Consider the following 21,129-nt stretch of genomic DNA (forward strand, 5'->3'; position numbering starts at 1 on the left):
GGGCCCGGTGGTTTTCCCGGGTGAGCGGAGATTTCTCCGGCGGCGTGTCGATCGGCGCGGCCCGCGATCGACGCTTGGGTGGAAGGGCGACCGGCGCCCACCGTCCCGAGGAGAGACCATGCGGATCCGCGCCCGCCTCAGCATGAGTGCCGACGGCTATGTGACCACGCCGAACGGCTGGCCCGCCCTGACCGCCGACCCCGCGTTCGTCTCCGGCGAGAGCCATGGCATCCGGGAGTTCCTCGCGGACTGCGAGGCCGCGCTCATGGGCCGCACCACCTTCGAACCGGCGCTGAACAACACCCGCTGGCCCTGGCCCGACCTCGATGTGTTCGTCCTCGGCTCGCACCGCCCCGAGGGCACCCCGGACCATGTCACCACCGACAGCGATCCGGCCCGGCTGCTGGAGAGGATCCGCGCGGCCAACAAGGGCGGCGACGTCCACCTGGTCGGCGGCCCGCGTACGATCGCGACCTTCCACGCCCTCGGTGCCCTGGACCGCCTCGAACTCGTCGTCCTGCCCCTGCTGTTCGGCGGTGGCACACAGCTGACCCCCGCCCTCGGCGCCGACACCGGGCTGACCTTCCAGAGCCAACGGGCCCTGCCCGGCGGCTCGGTGGAGATCGTCTACGCCTGCGGAGGCAGCCGCGGTGAGCTACCGGCCCGGCCCGCCAGTCAGCGCTGAACGCGGACAGCCGGAAGAGGCCGCTCGTGGATCGAGCGGCCTCCTCGGGTCAGGACGGCGTCACTTCCAGGTGTCGCTCGCGGAGTAGCCCGACGAACTGCCCGTGGTGTACGAGCGGTTGGTGCCGGACTCCCAGGTCACGTTCCCGGAGCTGTCCTTCTTGACGTACTTGTACTCGAAGCTCGTGCTCTTCGGCACGATCGCCAGCTTGCTCCACGTCGGGTACGACGCCGACGACAGCGGGATGGCGTCGGCCGTGTTCCAGGAGCCGAGGGAGGCGACGGAGCCCACGACGTAGACGTTGGTGCCGAGGGTGGTCGTGGCCGTCACGTTGAAGGTCACGTCCGTGGCGTTCGCGGTGGCCACGTTCCACGCGGTGTTGATGCCGACGGCCGAAGTGGTCGTGGCCGCCGTCCGGTTGGCGTTGGACTCCCACGTCACATTGCCCGAACTATCCTTTTTGACAAACTTGTACTCGAACGACGTGTTGATCGGCACGCTCACCGCACCTGACCAGATCGGGTACCCGGTCGACGACAGCTGGACCGCCTTCGAGGTGTCCCAGGAGCCGAGGGCCGAGATCGAACCGACGACGTAGACGTTGGTGCCGCTCGTCGTCGACGCGTACTCGTTGAACGTCGCCGTCACCGTCGACGTCGAGCCGTCGTCGCCGCCCGAGTCGCCGCAGCTCGTGCACGGGGTGAACGAACCGTTGTAGAAGGCGATCGCGCTCTTCGCCGGGACGGTGAGGGTGGCGCTGCCGCCGGACACGGTGACTGTCGTCGCGCCGTTGTCGATGACGTTCGTGTACGTGCCGTCGGCCATGCCGGTCGTGAAGGTGTAGGTCGCCGCCGACGAACCGTTGTTGATCGCGATGTAGCCCGCGGTGCCGCGGCTGAAGCCGATCACGTCGGACGACTTGGTCGACCAGTTGGACACCGCCTCCGTGCCCACCGCGTTGTGCCACTTCACCATGCCGGTGACGGCGGTGTCCCGGTCGAGGCAGTACCAGCCGCTGGAGCAGTTGGTGTCGGTGACGAAGCCGGCGGAGTTCGGCGGGGCCTGGTCGCTCTGGGTGAACTCCCAGCCGGCGTAGATGGTCGGGGTCGACCACTTGTAGGCGAGCTGGAAGATGTTCGCCAGCTTGTAGCTGTCACCGTCCTTGTAGGACATGTGCAGGCCGTTGCGCTCGGTGTCGTGGTTCGTCACGAAGGACACCGAGTTGGCGGGGGTGAGGATGCCGGAGGAGGAGAGCGACGCGAGGTCGGAGACGTTCCCCTGGAACGCCGACTTCAGCTTGCTCGCGTAGGTGAAGTCGAGGACGTCACCGGAGGAGTAGTAGTCGGAGGCCGCCGGGGTGGAGCCCGGGTAGATCTCCTGGAAGACGTACGGGTCCGTGCCCGACGTCGTGTCGGTCAGCTTGGCCTCGATCGCCTGGAGGTCGGCGGTCGGTATGTGCTTGGCCGCGTCGACACGGAAGCCGTCGACACCGAGGGCGAGCTGTTTGTTGAGGAAGGCCGCGATACCGCTGCGGACGCTGTCCTCCTCGGTCTCCAGGTCGGGCAGGCCGAGGAGTTCGCAGTTCTGGACCTCGGTGAGGTTCGACCAGTCGTCGATGACGAGGTCGGAGTCGGAGCAGTCGTCCGACTGGTGGTAGTCGCCGGCGTTCCAGTCGGGGGTGTCGTACTTGTTGGTGATCGTGGTGCCGTTGTAGCCGGTGCCGGTCTGCGCGGCGGTGTGGTTGATCACCGCGTCCGTATACACCTTGATGCCGGCGGCGTGGCAGGTGCTCACCATGGAGGCGAACTCGGCCGCCGTGCCGAAGCGGCTGTTGAGGTTGTAGGAGTAGGGCTGGTAGACGTCCCACCAGTAGTACGAGGACTGCTTGAGGGACTCGGCGGGCGGGGCCACCTGGACGGCCCCGTAGCCGTTCGGGCCGAGGACGTCGGTGCACTCGGCGGCGACCGAGTCCCAGTTCCATTCCCACAGGTTGGCGATGACATCGCCCGAGGTGGTGGCGTCGGCGTGGGCGGTCGCGGCGGGCAGGGCTGTCACACCGGCGAGGGCCAGGGCGCCGACCGCCAGGGCTCTCGTGGTGCGGCTCAGCGCACCCGGTCGGAAGGTCATGTGCGGCTCCGGGAGGGGGAGGAGAGGGGGAGGAGAGGGGGAAGCGGCTGAAGTCGATCAGAGGTCGGGGATTCAACAAGTCGTGAGAGTGCGGCAGTTGAGAAGGGCACGTCAAGAGAGTTGGTGAAAGTTCTTGCTGTGAGTTTCAAGCCCCTTGCTGTAAACCTTTCGTCAGCGGTACGTTCACGCCGGCGCCGGGCAAAGGAGCCCGGCCGTCACGCAAGGAGCCCCCACGTGATATCGAGATGGTCAGCCGGCGCGTCTCTCACCGCGCTCGCCGCAGCCGCGGCCCTCATCGCCCCCGCCACCCCCGCCGCCGCCTCCCCGCCCGGCACCAAGGACGTGACCGCCGTCCTGTTCGAGTGGAACTTCGCCTCGGTCGCCAAGGAGTGCACCAACACCCTCGGCCCCGCCGGTTACGGCTATGTCCAGGTCTCCCCGCCCGCCGAGCACATCCAGGGCTCGCAGTGGTGGACGTCGTACCAGCCCGTCAGCTACCGGATCGCCGGTCGCCTCGGTGACGCCACCGCCTTCAAGAGCATGGTGGACACGTGTCACGCGGCCGGGGTGAAGGTCGTCGTCGACACCGTCATCAACCACATGTCCGCGGGCAGCGGCACCGGCACGGGCGGGTCGTCGTACACCAAGTACAACTACCCGGGCCTGTACTCCTCCGCCGACATGAACGACTGCACGTCGACCATCAGCGACTACACCAACCGCACCAACGTCCAGAACTGCGAACTCGTCGGCCTCGCCGACCTGGACACGGGTGAGGAATACGTCCGCGCCACCATCGCCGGGTACATGAACTCGCTGCTCGGCTACGGCGTCGACGGCTTCCGCATCGACGCGGCCAAGCACATCCCGGCGGCCGACCTCGCCAACATCAAGTCGCGCCTGTCCAACACCTCCGTGTACTGGAAGCAGGAGGTCATCTACGGCAGCGGCGAGGCCGTCCAGCCCACCGAGTACACGGGCAACGGGGACGTCCAGGAGTTCCGTTACGCCTACGACCTCAAGCGCGTCTTTAACAACGAGAACCTCGCCTACCTAAAGAACTACGGCGAGGGCTGGGGCTACATGAGCAGCGGCGTCTCCGGTGTCTTCGTCGACAACCACGACACCGAGCGCAACGGCTCGACCCTCAACTACACGGACGGCGCGAACTACACCCTCGCCAACGTCTTCATGCTCGCCTACCCGTACGGCGCCCCGGACATCAACTCCGGCTACGAGTGGTCCTCCACCGACGCGGGCCCGCCCAACAACGGCTCGGTGACCGCCTGTTGGCAGGACGGCTGGAAGTGCCAGCACGCCTGGCCGGAGATCATCCGCATGGTCGCCTTCCGCAACGCCGTGCGCGGTGAGGCCATCACCAACTGGTGGGACAACGGCGGCGACGCGATCGCGTTCGGGCGCGGCAGCAAGGGGTTCGTGGCGATCAACCACGAGTCGGGCTCGCTCGGTCGTACGTATCAGACGTCTTTGCCAGCGGGGACGTACTGTGATGTGCAGGGCAACAGGACCGTGACGGTGAACTCCAGCGGGCAGTTCACGGCCACTCTCGGCTCCAACACCGCCCTCGCGATCTACGTCGGAAAGTCGAGCTGCTGAGCTTCGAAGCAACGGGGGAGCACGGAGGCCAGTGAGGATTCGAACCGCCGTGTGATCGAAGGTGTTGGAACGCATGCGCTCATGGCGCGCATAATTTCGACCGGATGTGATCTTTGGTGCGATAGATCGATTGCGCGCCCATACGGTGATCTGCATGAAGCTCCGGTACAACGTTCGTGTGTACCCGAGCGCCTCTCAGCGTGGCAGTCTGGCGAGGGCGTTCGGGTGCGCCCGCGTCGTGTGGAACGACGCCCTTCGACTGCGTTGGGACGCGTATGCGCAGGGTGTGCCCCGCCCGACGGCGGCTGAGCTGTCGAAGCGGGTTATCACCGAGGCCAAGAAGACTCCGGAACGGGTCTGGCTCGGTGAGGTGTCCGCCGTGGTGCTCCAGCAGTCGCTACGCGACCTGGAGGCCGCGTACAGCAACTTCTTCGCCTCGAAGAACGGCACTCGCAAGGGGCCGAGGATGGGCCCGCCGAAGACGAAGAAGAAGACCGCCCGGCAGGCAGTCCGGTTCACCGCGAACGCCTGCTGGGCCATCACGAAGGGCGGCAAGCTTCGGCTTCCGAAGATCGGCGACATCGAGGTGCGCTGGTCACGCGAGCTGCCCGCACGGCCGTCGTCGGTGACGATCATCAAGGATTCGTCCGGTCGGTACTTCGCCTCGTTCGTGGTCGAGGCGGAGGACAAGCCGCTGCCCGAGTTGGACGTGGAGGAGACGGATACCGGGATCGACCTGGGCCTTGCCTGCTATGCCGTGCTGCGCGGCCGGAAGATTGCCTCCCCGAAGTTCTTCCGCCGCCAGGAGCGCAAGCTCAGAAGAGCTCAACGGGCTGTATCCCGTAAGCAGAAGGGATCGAACAACCGGCGCAAGGCCAAGCAGGCCGTCGCCAAGATCCATGCCCGCATCGCCGACCAGCGACGCGACTTCATCGAGCAGGAGACCACCCGCATCGTCCGCGAGAGCCAAGCGGTCTACGTGGAGGACCTGAACGTGAAGGGCATGGCCGCCCGCGGCGGCAGGCTCGGCAAGAGCGTCCATGACCAATCCCTCGGCAGGTTTGTCCGCACCCTGGAGGCCAAGTGCACCCGGTACGGGCGGACCTTCGTCAGGATCGACCGGTGGTTCCCCTCTACGCAGCTGTGCTCCCGCACGGGATGCGGGCGACTTACCGGCCCCAAGGGCCGCGAGCAGCTTCACGTCCGCGTGTGGACGTGCGCGGAGTGCGGAACCCGACACGACCGAGACGAGAATGCCGAGGCCAACCTGCGCGCCGCTGGACGGAAACGTGTCGCTGAGATGCGGCACGAGGCGGAGCGTCAAAACGCCTGTGGAGAGCACGTCAGACCTCGCAAGCCGGGGCAGCGCTCGATGAAGCAGGAACCCACCCGAAGCCCAGCCGCTGCGCGCGGCGGGGCAGGCGGGAATCGTCCACGTTCACGTGGATGAGGACGTCAAAAGGATGGCGCTAACTACACGGTGGCCAGGTCTGCAAATGTTGAGGGGCGCGCTGAAAATTCTTACCGATGGTTTCAAGCCTCTTGCTGTAACTCTTACGGCGGCGATACGGTCGCGCGGGGTCGGACCCACCTAGAGCCGTAATCGCAAGGAGCCCATCTGTGATACCGAGATGGCCGACGCCGTCGAGGCGCCGTACCGCCCATGCCGGACGGGTCGCCGCGGTCACCGTCACCGCGCTGGCCGCAGCGCTCGTCCAACCCCTCGCCGCGCGGGCGGACACACCGCCCCCGCCCCCGTCCGACACCAAGCTCGCCGCCGAGCCCGCCCGGCACGACTCCACGCGCGAGCAGTTCTACTTCGTCCTGCCGGACCGTTTCGCCAACGGTGACACCGGCAACGACAAGGGCGGCCTGACGGGCACCCGCCTCAGCACCGGCTACGACCCCACCGACAAGGGCTTCTACCAGGGCGGCGACCTCAAGGGCCTGACGAAGAAGCTCGACTACATCAAGGGGCTCGGCACCACCTCCATCTGGATGGCGCCGATCTTCAAGAACCAGCCGGTGCAGGGCACCGGGGCCAACGCCTCGGCCGGCTACCACGGTTACTGGATCACAGACTTCACCCAGGTCGACCCGCACTTCGGGACCAACAAGGACCTCGAAACCCTCATCTCCAAGGCGCACGCCAAGGGCATGAAGGTCTTCTTCGACGTCATCACCAACCACACCGCCGACGTCGTCGACTACGAGGAGAAGTCCTACGACTACCTCTCCAAGGGCGCCTTCCCGTATCTGACGAAGGACGGCGAGCCCTTCGACGATGCCGACTACGCGGACGGCACCGAGGACTTCCCCGAGGTCGATGCCGACTCTTTCCCGCGCACCCCGAAGGTCACCAAGAACAACAAGGTTCCGTCGTGGCTCAACGACCCGACGATGTACCACAACCGGGGCGATTCGACCTACGCGGGCGAGTCCACGACCTACGGCGACTTCTCCGGCCTCGACGACCTGTGGACCGAGCGTCCCGAGGTCGTCAGCGGCATGGAGAAGATCTACGAGAAGTGGGTCAGGGACTTCGACATCGACGGCTTCCGGATCGACACCGTGAAACACGTCGACATGGAGTTCTGGACCCAGTGGGCCACCGCCCTCGACGCCTACGCCGCCCGGCACGGCCGCGACGACTTCTTCATGTTCGGCGAGGTCTACTCCTCCGACACGTCGATCACCTCGCCGTACGTCACCCAGGGCCGCCTCGACGCCACGCTCGACTTCCCCTTCCAGGAGGCGGCACGACAGTACGTCTCCCAGGGCGGCAGCGCGCAGAAGCTGGCGGCGCTCTTCGGTGACGACTACAAGTACACGACCGACAAGGCCAACGCGTACGAGCAGGTCTCCTTCCTCGGCAACCACGACATGGGCCGCTTCGGGTACTTCCTGAACCAGGACAACCCGAAGGCCACGGACGCGGAGTTGCTCGCCAAGGACGAGTTCGCCAACGAGCTGATGTTCCTCAGCCGCGGCAACCCGGTCGTCTACTACGGCGACGAGCAGGGCTTCACAGGCTCCGGCGGCGACAAGGACGCCCGCCAGACGATGTTCGCGTCGAAGACCGCCGACTACCTCGACGACGACGAGATCGGCACCGACCGCACGCACGCGAGCGACGCGTACGACACGAGCGCGCCGCTCTACCGGCAGATCAGCGCCCTCGCCAAGCTGCGCAAGGCCAACCCGGCCCTCACCGACGGCATCCAGACCGAGCGCTACGCGGCCGACGGCGCGGGCGTCTACGCCTTCTCGCGTACGGACGCGAAGACCGGCCAGGAGTACGTCGTCGCGTTCAACAACGCGGGCGAGGCCAAGTCGGCGACGTTCGCGGTCGGTTCGGCGGCCACGGCGTACAAGGGCGTCTACGGCACCGACGACTCGGTGAGGTCCGACGCCGACAAGAAGCTCACCGTCACCGTCCCGGCCGGCTCGGCGATCGTCCTCAAGGCGGCGGCCAAGCCCGCCAAGACGGCCACCGCGCCGACGGTCACCCTCAAGGCCCCGGCCGCCGGCGCCACCGGCACGGTCACGCTGTCGGCCGACGTCGACGGCGGTCAGCTCAATCGGGTCGTCTTCGCCGCCCAGGTCGGCAACGGCAAGTGGAAGACGCTCGGCTCGGCCGACCACGCCCCCTACAAGGTCACGCAGGTCGTCGGCAAGGACGTACCGGCCGGAACGGCCCTGCGCTACAAGGCGGTTGTCGTCGACTTCCAGGGCCACACCGCGAGCGCCCTCGCCGCGTCCACCACCGGCACCCCGCCCGCCGAGGAGGTCCCCACCGCCACCTCCCGCGACTACGCGATCGTCCACTACAAACGCGCGGACGGCGACTACGACGACTGGGGCCTGTACGCCTGGGGTGACCTCGCCGACGGTGAGGCCACCGACTGGCCGAACAGCCACCCCTTCACCGGCCGGGACGCCTACGGCGCCTTCGCCTACGTCAAGTTGAAGACCGGCGCCTCCAACGTCGGCTTCCTCGTCATCGACAAGGACGGCGACAAGGACGTCTCCGCCGACCGCTCGATCGACGTCACCAAGACCGGCGAGGTCTGGATCGAGCAGGGCAGGACGGACGTCCTGACCGAGAAGCCGGACTACCCGGCGCAGGACAAGACCAAGGCGGTCGTCCACTACCACCGCGCCGACGGGAACTACGACGGCTGGGGCCTGCACGTCTGGACGGGCGCCGCGAACCCCACCGACTGGTCGAACCCGCTGAAGCCGGTGAAGACTGACGCCTATGGCGCGGTCTACGAGGTACCGCTCACCGAGGGTGCCACCAGTCTCAGCTACATCATCCACAAGGGCGACGACAAGGATCTCCCGTCCGATCAGTCGCTGGACCTCACGGCCAACGGTCATGAGGTGTGGCTGTTGAACGGCCAGGAGAAGTACCTGCTGCCGCAGCCCGCGGGCTCAGCGGCCGCCCTCGACCTGACCGCCTCCAAGGCGGTCTGGATCGACCGGGACACGGTCGCCTGGAACGGCTCCGACGCCGCCGCCTCCACCCAGCTCCTCTACAGCCGCGACGGCTCGATCGCCGTCAAGGACGGGGCGCTGACCAGTGACGACGAGCGTTGGCTGCGGCTGACCAGAACGACGCTCACCGACGCCCAGAAGGAGAAGTTCCCGCATCTGAAGGCGTACACCGCCTGGACCGTCGACCCCCGGGACCGCGACCGGGTCCGCGAGGCGCTCAGCGGCCAGGTCGTCGCCTCCCAGCGGGCCGCGAACGGCGCCGTCCTCGCGGCGACCGGCGTCCAGATCGCCGGCGTCCTCGACGACGTGTACGCGAGCGCGACCAAGGCCGACCTCGGCCCGACCTTCGACAAGAGCGGCCGCCCCACGCTGTCCGTGTGGGCGCCGACCGCGCAGAGCGTCTCGTTGGAGCTCGACGGCTCCACGGTCAGGATGAAGCGCGAGGCGAAGACCGGCGTCTGGTCCGTCACCGGCCCGAAGTCCTGGAAGGGCAAGGAGTACCGGTACGCCGTCAGGGTCTGGGCGCCCAGCGTCCAGAAGGTCGTCACCAACAAGGTCACCGACCCCTATTCGGTCGCCCTGACCACCGACTCCGAGCGCAGCCTCGTCGTCGACCTCGACGACAAGTCCCTGGCCCCGTCGGGCTGGACGTCGTACACCAAGCCGAAGGCCACCCCGCTCAAGGACGCGCAGATCCAGGAGCTGCACATCCGGGACTTCTCCGTCGCCGACAAGACGGCGGACCACCCCGGTACCTATCTCGCCTTCACCGACAAGGACAGCGACGGCTCCAAGCACCTCAAGGAGCTGGCGAAGTCGGGCACCTCGTACGTGCACCTGCTGCCCGCCTTCGACATCGCCACCATCCCCGAGAAGAAGTCCGACCAGGCGACCACCGACTGCGATCTCGCCTCCTACGCGGCCGACTCCGACAAGCAGCAGGAGTGCGTCGCGAAGATCGCCGCGAAGGACGCCTTCAACTGGGGCTACGACCCGTACCACTACACGGTCCCCGAGGGCTCTTACGCCACCGACCCGGACGGCACCGGCCGCACGGTCGAGTTCCGCAAGATGGTCAAGGCGCTCAACGACGACGGTCTGCGGGTCGTCATGGACGTCGTCTACAACCACACCGCGGCGAGCGGGCAGGCGGACACCTCCGTCCTCGACCGCATCGTCCCCGGCTACTACCAGCGGCTGCTCGCCGACGGCTCGGTCGCCAACAGCACCTGCTGCGCCAACACGGCGACCGAGAACGCGATGATGGGCAAGCTGGTCGTCGACTCGATCGTCACCTGGGCCAAGGAGTACAAGGTCGACGGCTTCCGCTTCGACCTCATGGGCCACCACCCCAAGGCCAACATCCTGGCGGTCAGGAAGGCCCTGGACCAGCTGACCCTCGCCAAGGACGGCGTCGACGGCAAGAAGATCATCCTGTACGGCGAGGGCTGGAACTTCGGCGAGGTCGCCGACGACGCCCGCTTCGTCCAGGCCACCCAGAAGAACATGGCCGGCACCGGCATCGCCACCTTCTCCGACCGGGCCCGTGACGCGGTGCGCGGAGGAGGGCCCTTCGACGAGGACCCGGGCGTCCAGGGCTTCGCGTCCGGTCTCTACACCGACCCCAACTCCTCGAAGAACAACGGCACCTCGGCCGAGCAGAAGGCCCGGCTGCTGCACTACCAGGACCTCATCAAGGTCGGACTGTCCGGCAACCTCGCGAAGTTCACCTTCACCGACACCGACGGCAAGGAGGTCACCGGCGCCGAGGTCGACTACAACGGCCAGCCCGCCGGCTACGCGGACGCTCCCGGCGACGCCCTCGCCTACGCCGACGCGCATGACAACGAGTCGCTGTTCGACGCGCTGACGTACAAGCTGCCCGCCACGACCAGCGCGGACGACCGTGCCCGGATGCAGGTCCTCGCCATGGCGACGGCCACCCTCTCGCAGGGCCCGTCCCTCTCCCAGGCGGGCACCGACCTGCTGCGCTCCAAGTCGCTGGACCGCAACTCCTACGACAGCGGCGACTGGTTCAACGCCATCCACTGGAACTGCGCGGACGGCAACGGCTTCGGCCAGGGCCTGCCGATGGCGGCCGACAACGAGTCCAAGTGGTCGTACGCCAAGCCCCTGTTGGCACAGGTCAAGGTCGGCTGCACACAGATCGGCGGGGCCTCGTCGGCCTACCAGGACCTGTTGCGGATCCGGTCGACGGAGAGCGTGTTCTCCCTCGACTCCGCCGCGCAGGTGCAGTCGAAGCTGTCCTTCCCGCTGTCCGGGAAGGCGGAGACGCCGGGCGTGATCACCATGGAACTCGGTGACCTCGTCGTGGTGTTCAACGCGACGCCGGAGGCGCAGGCGCAGCGGGTGGCCGGGCTGGCCGGGACGGCGTACGCGCTGCACGAGGTCCAGGCGACGGGCGCCGACTCTACCGTCAAGCGGTCTTCGTACGAGCGGGTTTCGGGCACCTTCGCCGTTCCGGGGCGCACTGTGGCGGTATTCGCCCGCAAGTCCTGACAACGGCATTACCTTGGTGGGGCAGACCCGGTCCGGGTCTGCCCCACTGTGGTGTCCAAGGGCTCTGCACACATGGATGTCGAAGGAAACCTGACAGGCACGACCGTCATGGTCGTGGACGATGAGGAAGCAAGCCGCTACGCGATGGGCACCCTGCTGACCCGGGCGGGGCACCGCGTCGTGCCGGTCGCCAGCGGTGGCGAGGCGCTCGCCGAACTCGACGTACGGCTACGCAAGGGCACTCTGCCGGACGTGGCCCTCGTCGACGTGGGGCTGCCGGACATGAGCGGCTTCGACCTGTGCCGCCGCTTCAGGGAGCGGCCGCACACGGCCGGGCTGCCCGTCGTGCACTTCTCCGCCGCCCGGGTGGCCCCGGTCGACTGCTGCGAGGGTCTGGACGCGGGCTCCGAGTCCTATCTGAAGGTGCCCGCCGAGCCCCTGGAGATCGAGGCGGTGGTCCGGGCCGCCGTGCGTAACGCACGGGTGCGGGCCGACGACCGGGCGCTGGTACGGCGGCTGACCCTGCTGTCGGAGACGACCGTCACCATCCAGGCGGCACGCTCCTTGCAGGAGCTCAGCGACGCGGCGGCGGAGGGTATCTCGCGGGTCACCGGCACTCCCGCCGCCGTCTTCGTCCTGGACCAGGAGGGCCGGTTGTGCCGGGGCCTGTCCCGGGACCGCATTCCGGTCGCCCTGCCGGACGACGGGGCCGATCGTACGGTGGCCGCACTGCTGCGGCGGCTCACCCGGGGGCAGTCCGGTGGTGTGCAGCTCACGACGGTGCCCGCGCCGCTGTGGCCGGCCGGGTACTTCCGGCCCGGTGTCGAGCATGACGCCCGGCTGGCGCTCGTCCGCACGCAGGACGGCCGGGCCACGGTGTGCCTGGCCGCGCCCGCGCGCGGGATGCGGAGGATGGGCCCCGAGCGCGAGAGCCTGCTGGCCCAGCTGACCCAGGCCACCGCGTTCGCCGCCGAACCACTCCTCATGTACCAGGTGGAGCGGCATGTCGCCCTCACCCTCCAGCACAGTTTCCTGCCCTTGCCGCACCGGCTGCCCGAGCTGCCCGGAATGAACGTCGTGGTCCGCTATGTGCCGGCGTCCCCGGAGACCGAGATCGGCGGCGACTTCTACGCCGTGCTGCGGACCGACGAGGGCGTGCTCACCGCGGTCGGTGACGTCGTCGGGCACTCGCTGGACGCGGCGACCGTCATGGTGGAGATCCGGCACGCGCTGCGTGCCTACGCGGTCGAGGACAGCGACCCGTGCGTGCTCGCCGAGCGCCTCGACCGGATGCTCCAGCGCTACCACCCCGACCTCACGGCCACCGTCTGCATGGCCCTCGTCGACCCCACCACCGGGCGCACCCAGGTGGCCAACGCGGGCCACATCCCCCCGCTGATCGTCCGCGACACCGCGAGCGCCGACTACGTCAAGGCGGCCGGACCGCTGCTCGGCGTCGGCCTGCCCCACCCGCCCGCCACCGAGCTCTTCCTCGAACCCACCGACCGGCTCCTCATGGTCACCGACGGCCTGATCGAGACCCGCGGCACCGACCTCTCGGTCTCCATGGAACACCTCCGCGCGGCTGCCGCCGGCTCCCTGCCCGGCCTGGACGCCCTGTGCGACACCCTCCTCGCCTCGTTCGGCCATGACCGCGAGGACGACATCGCGATGCTGGCGCTGCGGCTAGGCTGAGGCCCCTTGGCCTAGAACAGGAGTGCCCATGCCGCAGATCACCGTCGACTACTCCCAGACCATCACCCCCGCCTTCGACCGGGCCGGTTTCGCCCGGGCGTTGCACGAGGCGACGGTGGAGATCGCGGCGGCGAAGCCGGAGGCGTGCAAGACGCAGTTCCGGGCGAGCGAGTTCACCGCCTTCGGATACGAGGAGGACGGCCACGCCGTGGTCCATGTCACCCTCGGTCTGCTCGCCGGGCGCACCGACGAGACCAAGGCGAAGCTCACGGAAGCGGTCCTGGAGCTGCTGCGCAAGCACATCGAGGACCAGGGCGTCGTGCTGCACGCCTCCGCGGAGGTGCGCGACCTGGACGCCTCCTACCGGAAGTTCTAGGACGCCAGCGCGATCAGCCGGCCCACCAGGTCGGCGAACGGCCCGTCGGTCGGCTCGTCGCGGAGCATGACACGCATCAGCGCACCCATCTCCTCGTCGTAGGCGGCGCTCACCGCGGCGAGCGCCGCGAAGTCGCGCACGAGCTGCGCCTCCAGCTCTCCGCGCGGGATGCGCCGGCCGTCCAGCCAGATCAACGCCGTCGACTCGGCGAGCGAGATCCAGGAGCGGACGACCAGTTCCAGCCGCGCGGGCGGGTTCGTGACGCCCAGATGCGACAGGATCTGTTCGTACGCGGCCTGCCGTACCGAGTCGATGAGCGCGTTGGTGGCCGAGGAGCCGACGGCCGGGCCGCCACGCATCAGGGCCGCGAAACCGGGCCCGTGCTCGTCCACGAAGTCGAAGAAGCGCCGCATCACCCGCAGCAGCCGGACCCCGAGCGGCCCTTCCCGCGGTTCGACGAACCGGCCCGCCAGGTCGTCCGCCGCCCGCTTCAACGCGGCCTCGTACAGGCTGAGTTTGCCGGGGAAGTAGTGATAGACCAGCGGACGCGAGATGCCCGCCGCGGACGCTATCTCGTCGATGGACACATCATCGGGCGAGCGCTGGCTGAACAGTTCGAGGGCGACGCCGATCAACTGCTGCCGCCGTTCCTCGACTCCCATTCTTCGCCGTACCCCGGTAGTCATGCGAACACCTTACCGATCGGATCCGGCCCGGAACGGGCCGGTCCGACCAACGGCGTTCACATGTCCAGCACAAGTCGCTCACTTCGTGCCCGCGAAACGCAGATGAGCATCGAGTCGCCGCGCTCCCCGTCCGTCAGCAGCTCGTCGCGGTGGTCCACCTCGCCCTCCAGCACCCGCTGTTGGCAGGTCCCGCAGAATCCCTGCTCGCAGGAGTAGAGGGTGTTCGGCAGCTCCGCGCGCACGGCCGCGAGCACCGTCGAGTCGGCGGGGACCTTCAACGTCCGTCCACTACGCCGGAGTTCGAGCTCGAAGGCGGCACCAGGTGCCGAGGCGCGCGGCGTGAACCGCTCCACGCGCACCTGCGGATACCGCTCTTCGACCGCCGCCATCAGCCCCTCGGGCCCGCAGCAGTACAGGGCGGCACCCTCGGGCACCTCCAGCGCGTCGAGATCGGGCACCCCGGTGACGACGGTGACCCGGCCGCCGAACCGCTCCAGTTCGGCCACGAACGGCATCGACTCCCGCGACCGCCCGCAGTACAGCAGCCGCCACTCGACGCCCTCGGGCAGGGCCCGCAGCATCGACAGGACGGGAGTGATCCCGATGCCGCCCGCGACGAAGACGTACGACTCGGCCGCGACCAGCGGGAAGCGGTTGCGCGGCCCGCGCACCTCGACCTCCATGCCCTCGGACAGCTGCTCGTGCACCTCGCGCGAGCCGCCCCGGCCGTCCTCGACCAGCCGGGTCGCCACGGTGTACGAGGAGGTGTCCGCCGGGTCCCCGCACAGCGAGTACTGCCGTACGAGGCCCGACGGCAGCACCAGGTCGAGATGCGCGCCGGGCTCCCAGCGCGGCAAGTCCTGGCCTTCCAGGCGCAGTTGTACGACCCCCTCGGCGACCGTCTCGCGCGAGGTCACCAGCAGTCTGAGCGCCCGCGACCGGGGCCGCCCGGAGACCGGCTCCTCCAGGGCGGGCATCGGCCACAGCGGAGACGCCTGGATACGGCGGCGCATGGCCCGGCGCGCGAGCAGCGCGGCCCCCGCGACGACCGCCACGGTCAGCGGCTTCGGCATCACGCGGCACCTTTCTCGGCGGCCAGCGCCGCGGGGGACCGGTCGAGATAGGCGACGGCCTGCTCGGTGCAGCCCTCCTGGGAGGGGTGGTAGTCACGGCTCAGATAGCGCGGTATCGACCGGAGCAGGTCGCCGGTGCCCGGCAGCACGCCCCGCCGGCCCCGGACGTAGAAGTCCTTGAAGCTCGCCCTGCCATCGACGAGCGTCGGGTCGTTCGCCATGAAGAACCGCGCCCCGCGCTGCCACAGGAACACCAGTGCCGCGAAGGCCAGCGCCCAGGTCCGTACCCGGCGCCGGTAGCCGCCGTCCACGTGCTGGAAGAGCTCGAAGGCGACCGACCGGTGCTCGACCTCCTCGGCGCCGTGCCAGCGCAGCAGGTCCAGCATGGTCGGATCGGCGCCCCGCCGGTCCAACTCGTCGGCGTTCAGGACCCAGTTGCCGAGAAAGGCGGTGTAGTGCTCGATGGCCGCGATGGTGGCCACCCGCTCCATGAGCCACCACTTGCGCGCCCGGCCCGGCGGCAGCGTCCGGTCGCCGAGCAGCTTCTCGAAGAACCAGTCGATCTGGGCGGTGTACGGCGTCGGATCGAGGCCCTGCTCGCGCAGGTGCGGCAGGACCTCGTCATGGGCCTGGGAGTGCATGGCCTCCTGCCCGATGAACCCGATGACGTCCTCGCGCAGCCGCTCGTCCCGGATGTACGGCAGCACCTGCTGGTAGACGTGCACGAACCACCGCTCACCGGCGGGCAGCAGCAGATGCAGCACATTGATGGTGTGCGTGGTGAAGGGGTCGCCGGGCACCCAGTGCAGCGGGGTGTCGTCCCAGGAGAAGGACACCTTGCGGGCCTTGAGGTGCACCCGGTCCTGCGTGTTAGACATGGCGTCAATGTACTGACGAGTAGGACCGAGAGGAAGTCTCGTGCGGTGACTTGTTGACGCCAGTGTCAGCTAGCGCAGCCCGTTGATCGCCCGACCACTGTTCAAGGTCCCCTTCAGCCCGGCCCGGGCGCCGTCCTTCGCCTTCACGGCCAGCAGGTTCCCCCGGGCCGAGCCGCTGACGGCCCCGGTCGCGCTGATCGACGCGGTGTTCCTGCCGCCCGCCGCCAGCAGGTACCAGGACCCCGTCCCCGACTTCCACAGCACACCGGCCAGCACGTTCGGATCGCGCGGACCGCACGCCGGGACGTTCTCGGCCTGCGCCGCGACCGCCCCGTAGGTCCCGCCCGGCGTGCGGAACTGCGCCAGCACGCGCGTCCCGCCGCCCCGCCAGGTCTCCGCGCGCGTGCACACCCACTGCGCCGCCCCGCCCGCGTCGGGCAGCCGCTGGTCGGCGTACGCCCACGCGTTCACCGTCCGTACGCCGGCCGAGCGCATCACGCCCAGCGAGCAGGCGTACGGCGCCCAGGTGCGCAGCGCCTCCGCGCCGGACGCCTCGTGCGGCGCGCCGGGGCGGCCGGTGGTGAGGCGGGCCGGGACCAGTTCACCGAGGTCGCTCAGCAGCCGGGTGCCGGAGCGGTCCGTCAGCTCCAGGACGTTCCAGGACGTGCAGCTGCCGTTCTGCTGCGCCGAACCGGCCAGCGGCGAGGTGACCCCGCTCGTCGGCGTGAGGTCCATCGCGCCGGAGCCGGGCTTGAGGAGATCACGCTCGGCCGCCTTCGTCACCCAGGGCGCCAGCAGATAGCGGACGTTGCCGTCGGCCCGGCCCAGCACGATCGCGCTCGCCTCACCCGGGGTCGCCCCGTCGACCCGCGCGAAGTCGAGGGCGGCGCCCTCGGTGCCGTCCTTCGGCTCGGCGTAGCGGGCGATGCGCAGACCGTCGTAGAGGATCACCACGCGCGCGTTGTCGACGAGCCCGGCGTACAGGAGCTGCGGCGGGCCCGCGGGGCCGCCGGACGGGGTGCCTGGGGTCGCGGAGACCCGGACGGTCTCGCCGGGGCGGGCCCAGACCGCGAGGGCGCGGCGCAGCAGCGCGGTGTCGTGGGCGAGGCCGCCGCGGGCGGGCCAGACGGAGAAGTCGTTGCGGGAGGCGGCCTCCCAGGCGGTGGCGGGGACCCGGGTCAGCTGGGCGGGGTCGAGCGCGGCCCGCGCCGACGGGTTGTCCGCGTACACGGGCGCCGCGGCACCGTCGGGACCCCAGCCGTCACCCGGCAGACCGAGCAGCGCACCGCAGACGGCGACCGCCGCCGCGGCGGCGAGCGCGGCCTTCAGATGCTGCCTGCGGCGCATCAGATCGGTGGGGCGGGCCTGGAGCGAGCAGGGGTCGAACTCGGGGGAGTCGAGCAGGGCGTACTCCGCGGGCACCTCGGCGGCCTCTTCCAGCGCCGCCTCCGCGTCCGTCGCCCCCGCCTCGGTCAGCACCCGGCGGACATCGCCGTCCGGAAGGCGCTCCAGGCCACGCAGCACATAGGCGGCGCGGGCCTCGCCGGACAGGGCCGACAGCCGCTGGTCCAGGGCGAGTTCGTCGGCGCCGCCCGAGCGCGGGAAGAGCCTGAGGCCCCACACCTGGGGGAGCAGCGGCGGCAGTTGGGAGCGCTTGGGCCACGCCCTGGGGGTCAGCGGCAGGCCCGCCTCCAGCGCCGTACGCAGTACCTGGAGGCGGACGAAGGCGTACCCCGGGTCGCCGTCGCGGCCGGTCGACTGGGCCGGGATGGCCGGTGTCGAGGCACGACCGCGCGGCAGGGCACGCTGGACGAGGGCGTGCGCGGTCAGGACGCGCCGGTTGCGGCCGAGGCTCGGCGGCAGCACCAGGTAGGCCAGCCGGACGAGGCGTGGGTAGTGCTCGACGAGCGCGGCCTCGGCTTGTTCGACGTCGACGAACGGCTCGGCGGAGGCGGACGGTGCGGGGCGCGGGGCGACATCCTGTGACTGCACGTTCAGCAGAACGAGCGAATCGTGCGTTGGTCACCGCCACGCGAACGCTCCGCTGGGAGTGCCGCGATGGGTCGCTTTTCGGGTGCGGTCCCGTTGTGGCTGGTCGCGCCCGCGCGGCGGTAGCCGCAAATCGAATACAGCCCCGCGCCCCTGAGGGCGTTGCTCAGCCGTCGGTGTCCGGCTGGACCAAGGCGCGGGCGTAGTTGGCCATCGAGCGCTGGTAGCGCGGCAGATGAGGGGCCAGGGCGCCCAGGACGAGGGAGAGGCCCTCACGGTCGCGGCCGAGGCTGGACAGGCACAGGGCGAGGCACGCTCGTACGGCGTCGTCCAACTCGTCGGAGGGGGCGTCGAGTTCGGGCGTCAGCAGCTTGACGCCCTCCTCGGCCTGCCCGATGTTCCGCAGCGAACTGGACAGTTGGATCTTCGTACGACGGCCCTTGTAGCCGGACAGACCGCGCGCCAGCGCCTCCCGGTACAGCGGCGCGGCCCGGTCCGAGTGGCCGGTCGAGTCCCAGGCGCAGGCCTGCTCGAAGGGGCCGAGCGGGCTGTCCTCGGGGAGCTCGGCGACAAGGGCGTCGATCACCGCGCGGAAGTCGGCGGCCCGCTCCTCGGGATAGTCGTCGAAGGTGGCCCAGGCGGCCGTCACGCGCTGTTCCCAGTTCTCGTTCACCGGCACACTTTCGCACGGGCGTGCCCATCCGGGTACCTGATTTGAGCGCAGCGTGCTCCCCGGCCGTATGGAAGGGGACGGGCACCCAGGCCCACGGGAAGGTTCCGGAGGAACAGATGAGGTTGACCCGACCGATGCTCGCGGCCGCGGCGGCGGCTCTCCTGCTGGCCGGCTGCGGTTCCGGCGGCGGTGACGACAAGGCAGCCGCCGTACCGGAGACCGCGAGCGGCAGCCTCGAACATCTCGCCGCCGAGGTGGGCTGCGAGCCGACCATCCAGATCGACGCCGACGAACTCCGCCAGGGCTCGTGCCGCAAGAGCAAGGCCGACGGCAAGTTCATCCTGGCCACCTTCGCCACCGACCGCGGCCAGCGCGAGTGGATCAACGGAGCCAAGGACTACGGCGGTCACTACCTGGTCGGCCGCAAGTGGGTGGCCGTCGGCGAGACCACGAAGACCGTGTCCGCGCTGCGCGCCACGCTCGGCGGTGACGTCGAGGAGGGCCAGGACCACTCCGCGCACTCCGGCAGCCACTGAACACGCGCGAAAGAGCCGGCGGTGGGAATCCCACCGCCGGCTCTCTCATGTGCTAGCTCACTGGCACTTCTGGCCGGTGTTGATGCACTTGACCATCTTGTTCATCGTGTTCGTGGAGAAGAAGTTGATGAAGTCGTTGTGGTCGGTCACCGGCTTGTGCAGGTTCTCCGGGAAGGTGTCCACCGCGTACGGCTTCACGACCTGACCGTTCTGGATGGTCGGGGCCGGAACGTTGTAGACCAGCCGGACCTGGAGCTGCGGGATCGCCTTGAAGCCGTTGGCGCAGGAGCCGTCGGCCTGGGCGAACGCCACGTGCGTACGGTGGTTGGCGCTGTCGATGTTCTGACCGTCCCAGCAGCTCTGGAAGTTGGTCGTGCGCACCACCTGGCTGCCCTGCGGGCAGATCGGGTACTTGTCGTGCAGCTGCACCTTGTTCTCGAAGCCGGTGCAGCTCCAGTTGACGTTCGCGTTGGCGTTGCCGTTGACGAAGGCCTTGGCGTCACCGGTGATGATGCGCAGGGCGGTCGGCATCGCGACGACGTTGCCCTTCTTGTTGCCGACGAACTTCAGCTGCGCCTGGGCGGGCTGAAGGATCTTGCCGACGTTGCCCTCGGTGCCACCGCCGGCGGCGTTCTGGTCGAAGTCCTGCGTACCGTCCTGGAGGCGCAGTACCGGCCAGAAGTACGAGGACTTGTCGCCCTGGTTCTGGCAGGTGGTCTGGGCCCCCGCCAGTTCCTGGTCGCTCGCGAACGCGTCGTTGCTCTGGTTGCCGACGTAGTCGTGCAGGTGGTGGGCGCCGTTGCTGACACCGGGGGCGACGATCACGTTGTCCGTGTTGTGGTTGTCGTTCCCGTTGGTGCCGCACTTCGTGGTGAACGTGCCCCGGGAGCCGGAACGGCCGTTCGCGGGAAGGCCGTTCTGCCCCACGCCCAGCTGGGCGTTGGCCTGCACCTTGGTGATGTCCACGAAGTCGGCGGCCGTCGGACCGTTACCGCCCTGGCCGTTCTGCTGCTGGCCGCCGTTCTGGTTCTGGCCGCCCTGCTGCTGACCGCCGTTCTGCTGCTGCCCGCCCTGCTGCTGGCCACCGTTCTGCTGTTGGCCACCGTTCTGCTGCTGACCACCCTGACCGGCGTTGGTCGTCGGCTGCTGGGCCGGGACCCCGGTGCACGCGGCGAGCTGCGCCAGGTTCGAGGCCTGTCCGCCGGCCCGCTGGATGTTGATCCGGATGCGGTCCAGAGCGGCGGACCGCTTGTCCTTCAGCGGGCCGAGGATCGCGTTCTGCACGAACCCGGAGTCGCCCGCCTGCGCCTGGCGCGTGGAGGCGAGCCGGGCGTAGGCCTCGGTGATCTGCTTGTCGAGGTTCGCCAGCTCCGTACTCACGCCGTTCCGGGCGCCGTTCGGGACGTTCGTCAGCTTCTGGCCGACGTCCGGGCACTGGATCGTGGCGATCTGCGCTGCGGCGGCCTTCGTCTGGTTCTGTCCCGAGTTCGACTCATGAGCCGATGCGTAGAAGTTCGCCCAGACAAGCCCGCCCCCACCGAGCGCTAGGGCAGCCGAAGCGGCTATGGCCTTGTTGGCCAGCGGCGTACGGCGTTTGCGATTGTTGCGTCCCATGGAACTCCTCTGACTTCCTTGCGGGGCTATCGAGGCGCCCGACAGGAGTGAAGCGGCGCAGTTCCATACGGGCGTGGTCCCACGGGTGTTCACCCGTCTCTCATAAAAATCAGAGGATTACTCGGAAGTTCCGCCCCAACAACCTCTTGAGCAGCGGAAG

Annotated in this window: 14 protein-coding genes; 7 read left to right on the forward strand and 7 right to left on the reverse strand. The window is 69.1% G+C overall.

The genetic code is table 11. The annotated features are described in order from the left end of the window. Positions 1–118: 118 nt before the first annotated feature. Positions 119–685 carry a dihydrofolate reductase family protein gene (locus OG885_RS32065; protein ID WP_405737747.1) on the forward strand — a complete coding sequence of 189 codons (567 nt, stop codon included), beginning with the start codon at positions 119–121 and terminating at the stop codon, positions 683–685. 60 nt (positions 686–745) lie between these two features. On the opposite strand, the gene OG885_RS32070 is transcribed toward OG885_RS32065, so the two are convergent. Then, a complete protein-coding gene (locus OG885_RS32070) occupies positions 746–2,812 on the reverse strand; it encodes a carbohydrate-binding module family 20 domain-containing protein (protein ID WP_405737748.1) in 2,067 nt (688 codons plus the stop codon). Positions 2,813–3,046: 234 nt separating this feature from the next. On the opposite strand from OG885_RS32070, the gene OG885_RS32075 reads away from it, so the two are divergent. The 5 genes from OG885_RS32075 to OG885_RS32095 all read left to right on the forward strand — a co-directional run bounded on the left by OG885_RS32075 (position 3,047) and on the right by OG885_RS32095 (position 13,520). Beyond that, positions 3,047–4,429: an alpha-amylase family protein gene (locus OG885_RS32075; RefSeq protein WP_405737749.1), complete on the forward strand. Its 1,383-nt coding sequence runs from the start codon at positions 3,047–3,049 to the stop codon at positions 4,427–4,429. A gap of 154 nt (positions 4,430–4,583) precedes the next feature. Next, positions 4,584–5,879, forward strand: coding sequence for an RNA-guided endonuclease InsQ/TnpB family protein (locus OG885_RS32080; protein WP_405742969.1), 1,296 nt, complete (start codon positions 4,584–4,586; stop codon positions 5,877–5,879). 170 nt (positions 5,880–6,049) lie between these two features. Further along, a complete protein-coding gene (gene pulA, locus OG885_RS32085; RefSeq protein ID WP_405737750.1) occupies positions 6,050–11,449 on the forward strand; it encodes a pullulanase-type alpha-1,6-glucosidase in 5,400 nt (1,799 codons plus the stop codon). A gap of 72 nt (positions 11,450–11,521) precedes the next feature. Then, on the forward strand, positions 11,522–13,144 hold the full coding sequence (locus OG885_RS32090; protein WP_405737751.1) for a SpoIIE family protein phosphatase: 1,623 nt from the start codon (positions 11,522–11,524) through the stop codon (positions 13,142–13,144). Between the two features lie 28 nt (positions 13,145–13,172). Next, a complete protein-coding gene (locus tag OG885_RS32095) occupies positions 13,173–13,520 on the forward strand; it encodes a 5-carboxymethyl-2-hydroxymuconate Delta-isomerase (protein WP_399965477.1) in 348 nt (115 codons plus the stop codon). Here OG885_RS32095 and OG885_RS32100 read toward each other — a convergent pair. The 5 genes from OG885_RS32100 to OG885_RS32120 form a co-directional block, all read right to left on the reverse strand. Continuing rightward, positions 13,517–14,206 (reverse strand): TetR/AcrR family transcriptional regulator, encoded by a 690-nt coding sequence (locus OG885_RS32100; protein ID WP_405737752.1) that lies wholly within the window; start codon positions 14,204–14,206, stop codon positions 13,517–13,519. The genes OG885_RS32095 and OG885_RS32100 overlap by 4 nt on opposite strands. Positions 14,207–14,262: 56 nt before the next feature. Beyond that, positions 14,263–15,279 (reverse strand): PDR/VanB family oxidoreductase, encoded by a 1,017-nt coding sequence (locus OG885_RS32105; RefSeq protein ID WP_405737753.1) that lies wholly within the window; start codon positions 15,277–15,279, stop codon positions 14,263–14,265. After that, positions 15,279–16,157: a metal-dependent hydrolase gene (locus OG885_RS32110; protein ID WP_405737754.1), complete on the reverse strand. Its 879-nt coding sequence runs from the start codon at positions 16,155–16,157 to the stop codon at positions 15,279–15,281. Before OG885_RS32110 ends, OG885_RS32105 begins: the two co-directional genes overlap by 1 nt. Positions 16,158–16,226: 69 nt before the next feature. Continuing rightward, positions 16,227–18,149: a hypothetical protein gene (locus OG885_RS32115; RefSeq protein WP_405737755.1), complete on the reverse strand. Its 1,923-nt coding sequence runs from the start codon at positions 18,147–18,149 to the stop codon at positions 16,227–16,229. Between the two features lie 163 nt (positions 18,150–18,312). After that, on the reverse strand, positions 18,313–18,819 hold the full coding sequence (locus tag OG885_RS32120; RefSeq protein ID WP_405737756.1) for a tetratricopeptide repeat protein: 507 nt from the start codon (positions 18,817–18,819) through the stop codon (positions 18,313–18,315). Positions 18,820–18,935: 116 nt separating this feature from the next. On the opposite strand from OG885_RS32120, the gene OG885_RS32125 reads away from it, so the two are divergent. Further along, positions 18,936–19,355: a hypothetical protein gene (locus OG885_RS32125; RefSeq protein ID WP_405737757.1), complete on the forward strand. Its 420-nt coding sequence runs from the start codon at positions 18,936–18,938 to the stop codon at positions 19,353–19,355. A 57-nt stretch (positions 19,356–19,412) separates the two neighbouring features. On the opposite strand, the gene OG885_RS32130 is transcribed toward OG885_RS32125, so the two are convergent. Continuing rightward, positions 19,413–20,969, reverse strand: a complete 1,557-nt coding sequence (locus OG885_RS32130) for a DUF1996 domain-containing protein (RefSeq protein ID WP_405737758.1) — start codon at positions 20,967–20,969, stop codon at positions 19,413–19,415. Positions 20,970–21,129: the final 160 nt, after the last annotated feature.

It is taken from the genome of Streptomyces sp. NBC_00028, assembly GCF_045041065.1.
GTDB lineage: Bacteria > Actinomycetota > Actinomycetes > Streptomycetales > Streptomycetaceae > Streptomyces.